Raw genomic sequence first — 14629 nt, 5'->3', positions numbered from 1 at the left:
TATCTGCCATTTAACAGGTTGTCCCCACATGTACGAACAGGATTCGCTTAGCGCACTGGATGCCATTACTGAAGCACAACGTATCGCCTTTGCCCCTATGCTTTTTCAAACCGCGTTGTGTCTGCGAAATGCGGGAGTACTCACCTGGCTAGACAAGCAAGGTAAACGCGGCGCCACGCTCGACGAAATTACCGAAAACAGCACCATCAACGAATATGCCGCCAGCATCCTGTTGGATATGGGGTTAAGTGGGCGAATCATTACCCACAAAGAAGGATATTATTACCTCGCTAAAGTCGGTCATTTTCTTTTACATGACACGATGACGCGCGTGAATATGGACTTCACTCAGGATGTTTGCTACCAAGGATTGTTCTATCTTGAAAATGCGTTGAAAGATGGAAAACCCGCGGGACTAAAAATTTTTGGCGACTGGCCAACAATCTATCCTGCGCTATCACAATTACCGCTGGCTGCGCGTGAAAGTTGGTTTGCTTTTGATCATTACTATTCAGATGGCGCATTTGATGCCGCATTGCCATATGTATTCGCCAGCGCCCCTGCAACCCTGTACGATGTCGGTGGAAATACCGGAAAATGGGCATTACGTTGTTGTCAGCATGATGACAATATTACAGTCACACTCTTAGATTTGCCGCAACAAATTGCACTTGCCCGCGAAAATATAGAAAATGCAGGTTTATCTCATCGCATAAATTTCCATGCTGTGGATATGCTTAGCGACTCGCCTTTACCTGACGGCGCTGATATCTGGTGGATGAGCCAATTCCTGGACTGTTTTTCCCCGGAACAAATTATCGCTATGCTAAGCAACGTTGCTCGGGTGATGAAACCGGGCGCGAAGCTGTGCATTATGGAGCTGTTTTGGGATGCCCAAAAATTTGAGGCGGCCTCATTTAGCCTGAATGCGTCTTCGCTTTATTTTACCTGTATGGCGAATGGCAACAGCCGTTTCTACAGCGTAGAGAAGTTTTATCACTATCTGAATCAGGCAGGTTTTCAGGTAGATGAACGCCACGACAACTTAGGTGTTGGGCATACTTTATTGATATGTCAGAAGAAAAAATAAGAAACAATCGGAACAACCGATTTACCGCGGATACGCGTTGATGAAATTTGCTTTCAACATTATTGACTGGCAGGCCAAGGCACCAGGGTTAAGCGAAACAGAACAGTGGCATGAATGGTCACGGCTTTCGCACGCCATCGATCCCACCGCGCCGTTGGCTAAGCTCCATGAGTTACCGATGATGACAGCTCGCCGCCTCAGTTCCGGCAGCAAACTGGCCGTCGATTGCGGTCTGGCGATGCTACGCCGTCATGATATCAATGCCGTTTTGTATACCAGCCGCCATGGTGAACTGGAGCGTAACTACAGGATCCTGCACGCTCTCGCGACTGAGCAAGCGCTCTCACCGACCGATTTTGCCCTTTCTGTCCATAACTCTGCTGTGGGTAACCTGACCATCGCCGCAAAAAAACCGATTGTCTCCTCCTCGCTTTCTGCTGGCAGGGATACATTCCAGCAGGGGTTATGCGAAGTCATCGGGCTGTTGCAGGCGGGATATCAGCGCGTATTGATGGTCGATTTCGACGGTTTTCTGCCCGAGTTTTATCACCCACAGTTACCACCAGACATGCCAACATGGCCGTTTGCCGTCGCGCTGGTTATTGAATCCGGTGATAGCTGGCAATGTGAAACCCGTCCACACAGCGCACAGAGCGAGACAACGTTACCGCAAAGCCTGTTGTTTTTACAACATTACTTACAAGATGCCAGGGCGTTTACCCTGCCTGGCGAACGCGTACAGTGGCAGTGGAGTCAGGGATGAACACGATGATCCTGCGGCTTAACCGGGTATGGCGACTGGTGATGACCGGTTTTTGCTTTGCCCTGTTTGGCCTCGGCGGGCTCCTCCTGTCTACGATTTGGTTTAACGTCCTGCTGATCGCGGTATGGGATAAAGCCCGACGTCGGCGTATCGCCAGACGCAGTATCGCCGCCAGTTTTCGTCTCTTCTTAACCGTGGCGAAGCGGCTTGGCGTGCTGGATTACCAGATTGAAGGGCGAGACATTTTACGCAACGAACAAGGGTGTCTTGTCGTCGCCAACCACCCGACGCTCATCGACTATGTCCTACTGGCCTCGGTCATGCCAGAAACCGACTGTCTGGTGAAAAGTGCACTACTAAAAAATCCTTTTCTCGGCGGCGTAGTCCGGGCCGCAGATTATCTGATTAACAGCCAGGCTGATGCGCTATTGCCCGCTTGCCAGCAACGTCTGAAGCAAGGCGATACCATTTTAATTTTCCCCGAGGGAACCCGTACACGCCCCGGAGAAGCAATGACGTTACAGCGTGGTGCAGCAAATATCGCCGTGCGCTGCAGCAGTGATTTACGCATAGTGACTATTAACTGCAGCGAACAAATGCTGGATAAAGAAAGCCAATGGTACAACGTCCCATCTGTAAAACCGATGTTTACCATTTCAGTACACGAACGGGTTAAGATCGACCAATTTTACGACGCAAACTCACAAGAACCGGCGCTGGCCGCAAGGCAGTTGAACCGGCATCTTTTGCTTCAATTACAACCAGGTACTTTACCTCTTTCAGGAATTAATGATGCAAGCGCTTTATCTTGAAATCAAAAATCTCATTATAACGACATTGAATCTCGACGAACTGACAGCTGATGATATTGAAACCGAAGCGGCACTCTTTGGCGATGGCTTAGGTCTGGACTCAATCGATGCCCTGGAGCTGGGTCTGGCGGTGAAAAACGAGTATGGCGTGATCCTCTCAGCAGAGAGCGAAGAAATGCGTCAGCACTTCTTCTCCGTCGCCACGCTGGCATCTTTCATTCACGCGCAACGTGCCTGAGGATAGTCCGTTATGACCGAACAAAAAGCCATTTACGCAGAAGTCTCCTCGCTGCTGGTCAAGCTGTTTGAAGTTGACCCGCAAGATATCAAGCCTGAGGCGCGCCTGTACGAAGATTTGGAACTCGATAGCATCGATGCCGTCGACATGATCGTGCATCTGCAAAAGAAAACCGGTAAGAAAATCAAGCCGGAAGAGTTCAAAGCAGTACGCACCGTACAAGATGTCGTCGATGCGGTAGAACGCCTTCTCAAAGAAGCGTAATTCTCCGTGTCGGGCACACGCTCGTTGCCAGTCGTACAACTGCTGACAGGTCTACTGTTGCTGGCCTGGCCGTTTTTGATCTGGTTTGGCCTGGCGCATAACAGTCTGCACTGGTTGCTACCGTTGATGGCGCTACTCCTTTTTTTACGCTTTCGCCAGACCCGGCGACAGGCGGGGCCGCTGCGCGTCGTGACACAGGTAGTGGCGGTCGCGGGTATCACCTTGTGCATTGCCAGTTATCTGCTCAAAACGCACCAGCTGCTGCTGTTTTATCCGGTAGTGGTAAACGCCGTTATGCTGTCGGTTTTTGGTGGATCGTTATGGTCAGCAATGCCCATTGTTGAACGTCTGGCACGACTGCGCGACCCAAATCTGCCCGATGCGGGCGTGCGCTACACGCGCCGTGTGACACAAATCTGGTGCGCCTTTTTCATCCTCAATGGCAGCATTGCGCTCTTTACCGCACTGAATGGCGATATGACCCTGTGGACCACCTGGAACGGCATGGTTTCCTATCTGCTAATGGGAACATTGATGGTAGGCGAGTGGTTAATTCGCCAACTGGTGATAAAACGAGATACCCAATGAAGCAGCCCCTCACACTCGCTCAATGGCTCTGTGCCCCACGTCCGGACGACGTTCCTGTTGCGTGGCAGGAAGAGCATACCTGGACGCTTGGCCATCTGCGCCATGATGTGGCCCAGTTGATAACATATCTGCGACAGCAGGAAGGTGAACGCTGGGCATTGTGCTTCGAGAACAGCTATTTATTCATCGTCGCGCTGCTGGCAACGCTCCATGCCGGCAAAACACCGGTGATCCCAGGACATTGTCGCGTTTCGTTGTTAAACGAGCAGCACTTGCTGTTTGACGGCGTACTGAGCGATAAAGCGATGGACTGGCAGGGAACGCTGCGGGTGGTCAGCTCCGCCATGACATCCGTGGCTCACGACATCACGTTCCCAGCAATACGCAGTGACGCCTTTGTGGAGCTATTCACTTCCGGTTCGACCGGCCAGCCGAAACGCGTGATCAAACCGATCGCTCGTCTGGATAGCGAAGCGGCATTGCTCGCTACACGCTTTGCCGATCGTCTGGCAGGTTGCCGGGTGGTCGCGTCAGTGGTACCGCAACATCTGTATGGCCTGACGTTCCGTATCTTTTTGCCGATGGCCTTAGGTCTGCCGCTGCACGCGGCGATGCTTTGGTATGCCGAACAACTGGCGGCGCTGAGCGCTGATCATCGGTATGCGTTTATCAGCAGCCCGGCGTTTCTGAAACGCCTCGACCACAACCTGACACCGCCGCCGGTCGAACTGATTCTGTCTGCGGGCGGCATGCTGCCCTGGCAGGACGTCACGCAGGCTGCTGACTGGCTAAATGTCTGGCCCGATGAGATCTACGGCAGCACTGAAACCGGGATCCTTGCGTGGCGCTATCGCCATCAGGATGATGTGGCATGGCTGCCCTTTCCCGGCGTCAGATTCCAGTCAGAAGACGACGCATTTCGTGTGTTTTCACCGCTAATTAACGCTGATGATGGCCTGTTACTCGATGATGTACTGCAGTTTATCGAAAATGGACAGTTCCGCCTGATGGGCAGACGCGGGCGGGTGGTCAAAATTGAAGAGAAACGCATTTCACTCAGCGAAGTGGAGCAACGTTTACTGGCACTGGATGGTATCTGTGAAGTCGCGGCATTGCCGGTCTCACGTGGAGGACGTCAGGGCGTTGGCGTCCTGCTGGTACTGGATGACGAAGCCCGGCAACGCTGGCTTGAGTGCGGTGGTAAACCGCAAGAACTGACCTGGCGACGTTCGCTGCTGCCCTGGCTGGAGCCTGTCGCGGTTCCCCGCTACTGGCGGGTGATTGATGAGATTCCGGTCAACAGTATGAACAAGCGTGTCTATGCGCAATTACAGGAGTTATTTCATGAAACCCCATGAAATCGAGCGCCATCAGGCACTGCCTCATCAGGCTGAGATTGTTTTACAACTCGACCCTTCTCTGTTTTGGTTCAGCGGGCATTTTAGCGTGCAGCCACTGCTGCCGGGCGTTGCACAGCTGAACTGGGCGATGGATTACGCCACCACGCTGCTGGCCCCTGGCTGGCGTTTTCACAGTATTCAAAACGTGAAGTTCCAGTCGCCGTTATTGCCAGAGGCCACCGTCACCCTGAGTCTGAGCTGGCAGGAAGCGCGTCAGATGCTCTCTTTTAGCTACCAGCGCCACGACGGTGACGTGCGCCATACCGCCAGCAGCGGGAAGATTCGGTTATGCCGCTAACCTTTTCCCCGTGCGTGTTGATCCCCTGCTACAACCACGGCGCGATGATGTCGGACGTATTGGATCGTCTTCAGCCGTTCAATCTCCCCTGCATTGTGGTGGACGATGGCAGTGACGAGACTACACGAGATGAACTGGCACGCCTGGCGGCAGAATACAGCAATCTGACGTTAATTCGCCTGCCCATCAACGCAGGCAAAGGCGCGGCGGTTATTCGCGGAATGCAGACGGCGGCAGATGCCGGGTTCAGTCATGCCGTGCAAGTCGATGCCGACGGGCAACATGCCATTGAAGATATTCCCAGGCTGCTTGCATTGGCAAAAGAACATCCGACAGCACTGATTTCCGGGCAACCGATTTACGATGATTCGGTTCCTCGCTCGCGCCTGTACGGTCGTTGGGTAACCCATATCTGGGTGTGGATAGAAACGCTCTCGTTGCAGCTCAAAGACAGTATGTGCGGCTTCCGGGTGTATCCGGTGGCCCCCACGCTGCAACTGGCACAGCGCGTAACGCTCGGCAAACGGATGGATTTTGATACTGAAGTGATGGTGCGCCTCTACTGGCAAGGCAACACCAGCTATTTTATCCCCACGCGAGTCACCTATCCGCAGGACGGGCTATCCCATTTCGACGCGCTTAAAGACAATTTGCACATTTCATTGATGCACACTCGCCTGTTCTTTGGCATGTTGCCACGCATCCCCTCCCTGCTTTGTCGTCGTTCATCGACACACTGGGCGCAGCAACAGGAAGTCAAAGGGTTGTGGGGAATGCGCCTGATGCTACTGGTCTGGCGTGTACTGGGTCACAAAGCCTTCTCCCTGCTACTGTATCCGGTCGTCGGCGTATACTGGCTCAGCGCTTCAACTGCCCGAAAAGCCTCTCAACGCTGGATTAGCCGCGTAAGGGCGCAACTGATCACACGCCGGATGCCAGTACCGCCAAACCTGACCAGTTATCAGCATTTCCTGCGTTTTGGCGGCGCGATGCTGGATAAGATCGCCAGTTGGCGTGGTGAGCTGCACTTCGGTCGCGATGTGATTTTTGCACCAGGTGCAGAAACGACGCTGAATATCAGCGATCCTCGGGGAAAACTGCTACTGGCTTCACATCTTGGCGATGTCGAGGCCTGTCGGGCACTGGCCCAGCTACAGGGCAGTAAAACAATCAATGCGCTGGTATTTAGCGATAACGCCCAACGCTTTAAACAAATCATGCAAGAGATGGCCCCGCAGGCTGGATTAAATCTGCTCCCGGTGAACAGTATTGGTCCAGATACTGCCATTCTGCTCAAAGAGAAATTGGAGCGCGGTGAATGGGTAGCCATCGTAGGCGATCGCATCGCAGTCAATCCCCAACGCGGCGGCGAGTGGCGCGTGTGCTGGAGCCGCTTTATGGGGCAAAACGCGCCATTCCCTCAGGGCCCGTTTATTCTCGCGTCTATTTTACGCTGCCCTGTAGATCTGATTTTTGCCCTGCGTCAGCAGGAGAAACTCCACATCTACTGCGAACCGTTTGCCGACCCGCTGCTCTTACCGCGCGCCACACGACAACAGGCATTACAGAATACTGTCGATCGCTACGCCGAACGCCTTGAGCACTATGCGCTTCAGTCGCCCCTCGACTGGTTTAACTTTTTCGATTTCTGGCAACTGCCGGATACCAATGACAAGGAGTAAAGGGTGCTTAACGATCCCCGCTTTACGGCTGAAGTCGAGCTAACTATTCCGTTTCACGACGTCGATATGATGGGCGTAGCGTGGCATGGTAACTACTTCCGTTACTTCGAGATTGCCCGTGAGGCACTGCTGAACCAATTCGATTATGGCTATCGGCAGATGAAAGAATCTGGCTATCTGTGGCCCGTGGTCGACACTCGGGTGAAGTATCGCAATGCACTGACTTTCGAGCAGCGTATCCGTGTACGCGCCCAAATTAAAGAGTACGAAAATCGCCTGCGTATTGGCTACGAAATTTTTGATGCCGAAACAGGTAAACGCGCCACAACAGGCTACACCATCCAGGTCGCCGTCGACGAAAAAAGCCGTGAACTGTGCTTTGTCAGCCCGGATATTCTGTTTGAACGGATGGGAGTGACACCATGAAATTATGGCCATTGCTCGTGCTGCTCGTCAGCCCTTTCGTCAGTGCCCTGACGCTCGACTCCCTACAACAGCGTTTTACCGAACAACCGGTGGTTCGCGCCCACTTCGATCAAACCCGGACGATAAAGGATCTGCCGCAGCCGCTGCGATCTCAGGGCAAGATGTTGATCGCCCGCGACCAGGGGTTGCTGTGGGATCAAACGTCCCCGTTCCCGATGCAGCTGCTGCTGGACGACAAACGGATGGTTCAGGCAATTAACGGTCAACCACCGCAGACCATTACCGCTGAGAATAACCCGCAAATGTTCCAGTTTAATCATCTGCTACGGGCGTTATTCCAGGCGGATCGTAAAGTGCTGGAACAAAACTTCCGCGTGGAGTTTGCAGACTTAGGAGAAGGTCGCTGGACGCTACGCCTGACGCCAATCACCACACCGCTGGATAAGATTTTTGCGACGATTGATTTAGCAGGAAAGACCTACCTGGAGAGCATTCAGCTCAATGATAAGCAGGGCGATCGCACCGATATCGCGCTTTCCCAACACCAACTAACGCCAGCGCAACTGACCGATGACGAACGCCAACGCTTTGCCGCCCAGTAAACGCCCCGCGCTGTTATGGGGAGTCGTCTGCCTGCTTCTGCTGGGCATCTTTCTGACGCTGCTACCTCAGGCCCGCCTTAACAGCAGCGTGCTGGCCATGTTGCCAAAGCAGACGCTGGGCGCTATACCTCCGGGCCTGAACGAGGGATTTATGCAGCGTCTTGACCGTCAGGTGGTCTGGCTGGTGAGCCCCGGTAAGCAACCGGACCCAGCTATAGCCCGGGACTGGTTGGCTTTACTGCAAAAATCGCACGCGCTAGCCCAGGTAAAAGGTCCAATGGATGCCGACAGCCAGCAAGCCTGGGGGGCCTTCTTCTGGCAACATCGTAACGGCCTGATAGATAACGAGACCCGCGCCCGGCTGCAAAACGGCGGTGAAGCGCAGGGCCAGTGGATCCTGTCCCAACTTTACTCCGCATTCTCCGGCGTCAGTGGCAAAGAGCTACAAAACGATCCCTTCATGCTGATGCGTGGTTCGCAGCTGGCCATGGCCAAAACCGGGCAGCGCCTGCGCCTGATGGATGGCTGGCTTGTCACCCAGGATGAGCAAGGCAACTATTGGTATCTGTTACATGGCGAGTTGACCGGCTCATCGTTTGATATGCAACAGACGCACCAATTGGTCACCACGCTGAATACGCTGGAAGGTGAGCTAAAAGCCCACTATCCACAGGCTCAACTGTTGTCTCGCGGGACGCTGTTCTATAGCGATTACGCCAGCCAGCAGGCGAAACAAGATATCTCTACTCTCGGCATAGCCACTGTGCTCGGGGTGATCCTGCTCATCGTGGCTGTATTTCGTTCGCTGCGTCCGCTGCTGCTGTGCCTGATTTCGATTGGCATTGGTGCGCTGGCGGGGACCGTCGTCACGCTGCTGATTTTTGGCGAGCTCCATCTGATGACGCTGGTGATGAGCATGAGCATCATCGGTATTTCCGCAGACTATACGCTCTACTATTTGACCGAACGGATGGTGCACGGTGCGGAAACATCGCCATGGCAAAGCCTTGCCAAAGTGCGCAATGCCCTGCTCCTGGCTCTACTCACCACCGTAGCGGCTTATCTGATTATGATGCTGGCCCCCTTCCCCGGTATTCGCCAGATGGCGGTATTCGCGGCGGTAGGTCTGAGCGCCTCCTGCCTGACGGTCATTTTCTGGCACCCGTGGTTGTGTCGTCGGTTGCCGGTACGCCCGGTGCCGGCAATGGTACTCATGCTACGCTGGCTTGCTGCATGGCGGCGGAATAAGAAATTATCCGTTGGCCTGCCGGTGGCGCTGGCGTTGTTCTCGTTGGCAGGTATGGCGACGCTACGCGTAGACGATGATATCTCCCAGTTACAGGCGCTGCCGCAGGAAATTCTTGCTCAGGAAAAAGCGATTACAGCCCTGACCGGGCAAAGCGTCGACCAGAAGTGGTTTGTGGTGTACGGCAAATCCGCTCAGCAAACGCTGGAGCGGCTGGAAACCTTTATCCCCGCGCTGGAACAGGCAAAAAAAGACGGGTTACTCAGCGGATATCGCACCATTCCGCTCAATTCACTCGCCCGGCAACAGCAGGATCTGTCTCTGCTAAAAGATGCCGCGCCCGCCATCACGAAAGCCTTAAACAACGCCGGTCTGGCAACGGTGAACCCCGATCTTAGCGCCATGCCCGTAACCGTCGATGCCTGGCTTGCCAGCCCGGCCAGTGAAGGCTGGCGCCTGCTATGGTTGTCTCTGGCTGATGGCGAAAGCAGCGTACTGGTTCCCGTTGAAGGGGTGAAACAAAGTGATGCTTTAAATACGCTCAGCGCGAAATATTCCGGCGTGGCGTGGGTGGATCGCAAGAGCAGCTTTGACAACCTGTTTTCCCTTTATCGCCATATTCTGACCGGCCTGCTATGCATTGCGCTGGCGGTAATTGCCTGTGGCGCCGTCATTCGGCTTGGCTGGCGTAAGGGCTTAATTAGCCTGGTACCCTCAGTGCTGTCTTTAGGTTGTGGTCTGGCAGTACTGGCCCTGAGCGGTCATGCGCTCAACCTTTTCTCGCTGCTGGCACTGGTGCTGGTACTGGGAATTGGCATTAACTACACGCTGTTTTTCAGTAATCCACGCGGTACGCCACTGACATCGCTGCTGGCTATCACGCTGGCAATGATGACCACGCTCCTGACGCTCGGCATGCTGGTCTTTAGCGCCACTCAGGCAATCAGCAGTTTTGGCATTGTGCTAGTGAGCGGTATTTTCACCGCCTTCCTGCTGTCACCGCTGGCGATGCCAGGAAAAAAGAGAAAAAAAGAAGATGATTAAACAGAGATTCTGGCGCACCGCTGCGCTCGTCGCCACGTTGCTGTTGGCAGGTTGCAGCCACTCGCAGCCGGAACAGAAAGGCCGCCCGCAAGCCTGGTTAGAGCCGGGGACTCGTGTAACGCTACCTGCCCCGGGGATTTCTCCCGCGGTGAATTCACAACAGCTACTAACCGGAAGTTTTAACGGCAAAACTCAGTCACTGTTGGTCATGCTCAATGCTGATGACAAGAAAATCACACTTGCCGGGCTGTCATCAGTCGGCATTCGCCTGTTCCTCGTGACTTACGATGAAAAAGGACTGCACACCGAGCAATCGATCATCGTTCCACAATTGCCGCCAGCCAGCCAGGTGCTGGCTGACGTGATGCTAAGTCATTGGCCGATTAGCGCCTGGCAACCGCAATTACCCACAGGCTGGACGCTCGTCGATACGGGTGACACGCGTGAGCTGCGCAATGCCCGCGGCAAAGTGGTCACGGAAATCACGTATCTGAATCGAAAAGGAAAACGCGAACCGATCAGCATTGAACAGCACGTTTTTAAATACCACATCACCATTCAATACCTGGGTGACTGAGATGATCTACATTTCTGCCGTTGGCATGATTAATGCGTTGGGCAATAACACTGATGAAATCGCAGCCAACATCACTCGTGGCATAGCGCCGGGAATGCGCCCGCGCACGGGCTGGCTGCAAGGACACCCATCCGCCGTGTTAGCAGGCGTTGACGGTGAGCTGCCCGCTATTCCTCAGCACTTTAGCGCTCATCGTTCGCGCAACAACCAGCTATTGCTGGCAGCACTGATGCAAATCCAGCCGCAGGTGGACGACGCTATCGCCCGATTTGGTCGCGATCGTATTGCTGTTGTTCTCGGCACCAGCACCTCCGGTCTGGATGAGGGTGACGTTCACGTAGATTTGATGCTCAACGGCAAAGAGAGCACTGACTGGCGCTATCCGCAACAGGAACTGGGCGATCCGTCGCGTTTTCTTAGCCACTGGCTGGCGCTGGATGGCCCGGCCTTTACGCTCTCAACCGCCTGCTCGTCCAGTGCAAGAGCTATCATGAGCGGACGTCGTTTGATCGAATCTGGTCTGGTCGATATCGCCATTGTCGGCGGTGCGGATACGCTAAGCCGAATGCCAATCAACGGATTCCACAGTCTGGAATCACTCTCCCCAACGCTGTGTCAGCCGTTTGGCCGCAACCGTTGTGGGATCACCATTGGCGAAGGCGCAGCATTGATGGTATTAACCCGCGAGCCACAGCCTATCGCGCTCCTTGGCGTCGGCGAATCCAGCGACGCGTACCATATTTCTGCTCCCCATCCACAGGGGGAAGGTGCCATTCGCGCCATCGGCCAGGCGCTTAACGACGCAGGAATGACGCCGGAACACGTGGGCTATATCAATCTGCACGGTACCGCCACACCGTTAAACGATCAGATTGAGTCCAACGTCGTGAGCGCGCTATTTGGCGAAACGGTCCCGTGCAGTTCAACCAAACACCTGACCGGGCACACGCTGGGCGCTGCGGGGATCACCGAAGCAGCGATCAGTATGCTGATTCTGCAACGCGAGCTGCCGCTGCCGCCGCAGGATTTTAGCCAGTCGCCACGCGATGAAACATTGCCACCCTGCGGCATCATTGAACAGCCGCAGCCGCTGACTCGCCCGGTTATCTTGTCTAATTCGTTTGCCTTCGGTGGCAATAATGCCAGCATCCTGCTCGGGAGAATCTCATGAGCCACTATTTATCACCGGGCGATTATTTACCGCATGATGCGCCGATGCTGCTTCTTGAAGAGGTCGTCAGTGTGGCGGACGAAACCGCCACCTGCCACGTGACGGTTTCAGCAAACAGCGTACTGGCCCCTTTTCTCGACCCTGATGGCAATCTGCCTGGCTGGTTCGCACTGGAACTCATGGCGCAGACCATTGGCGTCTGGTCTGGCTGGCACCGCCAGCAACAAGGTCAGGCGAGTATTACGTTAGGCATGGTACTGGGCGCACGTGAGTTAGTCTGTGCTACAGGTGTTCTGCCTGCCGGGAAGAAGCTGAGTATCCATGTCAAATTGCTGATGCAGGATGCTCGATTCGGTAGCTTTGAATGTGCCATCCAGGCAGACAACGAGACGCTGGCAACCGGTCGCGTCAACACCTTCCAGCCGACAACAGAAGAAATTAACACGCTATTTCAACAAGGAGCGTCCACATGAGCCGTTCAGTTTTAGTTACGGGTGCCAGCAAAGGTATCGGTCGCGCCATCGCCAGACAACTGGCCGCGGACGGTTTTGTGGTCGGCGTACACTATCATCGCGATGTGCAAGGAGCACAAGAAACGCTGGATGCTATCCTCGCCGCTGGCGGCGCAGGGCGCCTGTTGACATTTGACGTTGCCAATCGCGAGCAGTGCCGTGAAATACTGTCGCAAGATATTGAGGCAAACGGCGCATGGTACGGCATTGTCAGCAACGCTGGAGTCACTCGGGATGCCGCTTTCCCTGCGCTCAGTGATAACGACTGGGATTCGGTGATCCATACCAACCTCGACAGCTTTTACAACGTCATTCATCCGTGCATTATGCCGATGATAAGCGCACGCCAGGGGGGCCGTATCATCACACTGTCTTCGGTTTCGGGCGTGATGGGCAACCGCGGTCAGGTCAATTACAGTGCGGCAAAAGCCGGAATTATTGGTGCCACCAAAGCGCTGGCTATCGAACTGGCAAAACGCAAAATTACCGTAAACTGCATTGCACCTGGACTCATTGATACCGGGATGATCGAGATGGAAGAAGCCGCATTGAAAGAGGCGATGTCGATGATTCCCATGAAACGAATAGGTCAGGCTGAAGAAGTGGCCGGGCTTGCCAGTTATTTAATGTCGGATGTGGCGGGCTATGTAACTCGCCAGGTGATTTCCATCAATGGAGGGATGTTATGACACGTCGTGTCGTGATTACAGGCATGGGCGGCGTCACCGCCTTTGGGGAAAACTGGCAGGCTGTCTCCGCCAGGTTATTGGCATATGAAAATGCGGTACGCAAAATGCCGGAGTGGCAGGTTTATGATGGACTACACACACTGCTGGGAGCGCCGATCGACGACTTCACTCTGCCGGAACACTATACCCGCAAGCGAATTCGCGCCATGGGGCGCGTATCGCTGATGTCCACCCGCGCAACAGAGCTGGCGCTTGAGCAGGCCGGGCTGATTGGCGATCGGGTACTGACTAACGGTGAAACCGGGATCGCTTATGGTTCATCAACCGGTAGTACCGGTCCAGTGAGCGAGTTCGCGACCATGCTGACCGAGAAACACACCAATAACATCACCGGCACGACCTACGTGCAAATGATGCCGCATACCACTGCCGTTAACACCGGATTGTTTTTCGGTCTGCGTGGGCGAGTCATCCCGACATCCAGCGCCTGCACATCCGGTAGCCAGGCAATTGGTTATGCATGGGAAGCCATTCGACACGGTTATCAAACGGTGATGGTCGCCGGCGGCGCAGAAGAACTGTGTCCTTCCGAAGCCGCCGTGTTTGATACGTTATTCGCAACCAGTCAGCGCAACGACGAGCCGAAAACCACCCCATCCCCATTCGATGAAAAACGCGATGGTCTGGTCATCGGAGAAGGTGCAGGTACGCTAGTGCTGGAAGAGCTGGAACACGCTAAAGCGCGCGGAGCAACGATTTATGGTGAAATCGTTGGCTTTGCCACTAACTGCGATGCTGCCCATATCACCCAGCCGCAGCGCGAAACAATGCAGATTTGCATGGAAAAATCGCTGAATATGGCAGGTATTAGTGCCCGGGATATCGGCTATATTTCAGCGCACGGAACCGCAACCGATCGTGGTGATGTTGCAGAAAGTCAGGCAACCTCTGCAATTTATGGTGATAATGTTCCGCTATCCTCGCTTAAAAGCTATTTTGGACATACCCTTGGCGCTTGTGGCGCACTAGAGGCCTGGATGAGTCTGCAAATGATGCGTGAAGGCTGGTTTGCGCCTACGCTAAATTTGAGTCAGCCAGATGCCAATTGTGGCGCGCTGGATTACATTATGGGTGAAGCCCGCAAGATTGATTGCGAGTTTTTGCAGAGCAACAACTTTGCGTTTGGCGGCATAAATACTTCTATCATCATTAAACGTTGGCCGTGAT

The 14629-nt window shown here is 54.3% G+C and carries 17 protein-coding genes; all 17 read left to right on the top strand.

From position 1 onward, the window contains the following. Positions 1–28: 28 nt before the first annotated feature. The 17 genes from LY264_RS01325 to LY264_RS01245 are packed head-to-tail and all read left to right on the top strand — an operon-like array spanning position 29 to position 14628. The gene (locus tag LY264_RS01325) at positions 29–1090 is read left to right on the top strand and encodes a class I SAM-dependent methyltransferase (RefSeq protein WP_003827540.1); all 1062 of its coding nucleotides are present in this window, start codon (positions 29–31) and stop codon (positions 1088–1090) included. 40 nt (positions 1091–1130) lie between these two features. Beyond that, positions 1131–1853, top strand: a complete 723-nt coding sequence (locus LY264_RS01320) for a beta-ketoacyl synthase chain length factor (RefSeq protein WP_048227433.1) — start codon at positions 1131–1133, stop codon at positions 1851–1853. Continuing rightward, positions 1850–2665 (top strand): lysophospholipid acyltransferase family protein, encoded by an 816-nt coding sequence (locus LY264_RS01315; RefSeq protein WP_048215373.1) that lies wholly within the window; start codon positions 1850–1852, stop codon positions 2663–2665. Before LY264_RS01320 ends, LY264_RS01315 begins: the two co-directional genes overlap by 4 nt. After that, the gene (locus LY264_RS01310) at positions 2646–2903 is read left to right on the top strand and encodes a phosphopantetheine-binding protein (RefSeq protein ID WP_003827537.1); all 258 of its coding nucleotides are present in this window, start codon (positions 2646–2648) and stop codon (positions 2901–2903) included. The genes LY264_RS01315 and LY264_RS01310 overlap by 20 nt, the downstream gene beginning before the upstream one ends. 12 nt (positions 2904–2915) lie before the next feature. After that, positions 2916–3167 (top strand): acyl carrier protein, encoded by a 252-nt coding sequence (locus tag LY264_RS01305; RefSeq protein WP_003827536.1) that lies wholly within the window; start codon positions 2916–2918, stop codon positions 3165–3167. A 6-nt stretch (positions 3168–3173) separates the two neighbouring features. Beyond that, the gene (locus LY264_RS01300) at positions 3174–3755 is read left to right on the top strand and encodes a COG4648 family protein (RefSeq protein WP_048227434.1); all 582 of its coding nucleotides are present in this window, start codon (positions 3174–3176) and stop codon (positions 3753–3755) included. Further along, positions 3752–5113, top strand: a complete 1362-nt coding sequence (locus tag LY264_RS01295; protein WP_048227435.1) for an AMP-binding protein — start codon at positions 3752–3754, stop codon at positions 5111–5113. Before LY264_RS01300 ends, LY264_RS01295 begins: the two co-directional genes overlap by 4 nt. Further along, positions 5100–5453 (top strand): ApeI family dehydratase, encoded by a 354-nt coding sequence (locus tag LY264_RS01290; protein ID WP_020996070.1) that lies wholly within the window; start codon positions 5100–5102, stop codon positions 5451–5453. The genes LY264_RS01295 and LY264_RS01290 overlap by 14 nt, the downstream gene beginning before the upstream one ends. Further along, positions 5444–7135: a glycosyltransferase family 2 protein gene (locus LY264_RS01285; RefSeq protein WP_048215370.1), complete on the top strand. Its 1692-nt coding sequence runs from the start codon at positions 5444–5446 to the stop codon at positions 7133–7135. Before LY264_RS01290 ends, LY264_RS01285 begins: the two co-directional genes overlap by 10 nt. Before the next feature lie 3 nt (positions 7136–7138). Then, on the top strand, positions 7139–7561 hold the full coding sequence (locus LY264_RS01280; RefSeq protein WP_003827529.1) for an acyl-CoA thioesterase: 423 nt from the start codon (positions 7139–7141) through the stop codon (positions 7559–7561). Then, positions 7558–8163, top strand: a complete 606-nt coding sequence (locus tag LY264_RS01275; protein WP_048215369.1) for a LolA family protein — start codon at positions 7558–7560, stop codon at positions 8161–8163. The genes LY264_RS01280 and LY264_RS01275 overlap by 4 nt, the downstream gene beginning before the upstream one ends. Continuing rightward, on the top strand, positions 8132–10453 hold the full coding sequence (locus tag LY264_RS01270) for an MMPL family transporter (protein WP_048227436.1): 2322 nt from the start codon (positions 8132–8134) through the stop codon (positions 10451–10453). The genes LY264_RS01275 and LY264_RS01270 overlap by 32 nt, the downstream gene beginning before the upstream one ends. Next, positions 10446–11030, top strand: a complete 585-nt coding sequence (locus LY264_RS01265) for a DUF3261 domain-containing protein (RefSeq protein ID WP_048215367.1) — start codon at positions 10446–10448, stop codon at positions 11028–11030. Before LY264_RS01270 ends, LY264_RS01265 begins: the two co-directional genes overlap by 8 nt. A gap of 1 nt (position 11031) precedes the next feature. Beyond that, the gene (locus LY264_RS01260; RefSeq protein ID WP_048227437.1) at positions 11032–12201 is read left to right on the top strand and encodes a beta-ketoacyl-[acyl-carrier-protein] synthase family protein; all 1170 of its coding nucleotides are present in this window, start codon (positions 11032–11034) and stop codon (positions 12199–12201) included. After that, positions 12198–12674, top strand: a complete 477-nt coding sequence (locus tag LY264_RS01255; RefSeq protein ID WP_048227438.1) for a hotdog family protein — start codon at positions 12198–12200, stop codon at positions 12672–12674. Before LY264_RS01260 ends, LY264_RS01255 begins: the two co-directional genes overlap by 4 nt. Then, positions 12671–13402 carry a 3-ketoacyl-ACP reductase FabG2 gene (locus LY264_RS01250; RefSeq protein WP_008786386.1) on the top strand — a complete coding sequence of 244 codons (732 nt, stop codon included), beginning with the start codon at positions 12671–12673 and terminating at the stop codon, positions 13400–13402. The genes LY264_RS01255 and LY264_RS01250 overlap by 4 nt, the downstream gene beginning before the upstream one ends. Further along, on the top strand, positions 13399–14628 hold the full coding sequence (locus tag LY264_RS01245; protein WP_003827516.1) for a beta-ketoacyl-ACP synthase: 1230 nt from the start codon (positions 13399–13401) through the stop codon (positions 14626–14628). The genes LY264_RS01250 and LY264_RS01245 overlap by 4 nt, the downstream gene beginning before the upstream one ends. The last annotated feature ends 1 nt before the right edge of the window (position 14629 follow it).

It is taken from the genome of Citrobacter portucalensis (genome assembly GCF_023374935.1).
GTDB lineage: Bacteria > Pseudomonadota > Gammaproteobacteria > Enterobacterales > Enterobacteriaceae > Citrobacter > Citrobacter portucalensis.
Note: the sequence above shows the minus strand (reverse complement) of the source record. Positions and strands in the feature narration are given on the sequence as shown.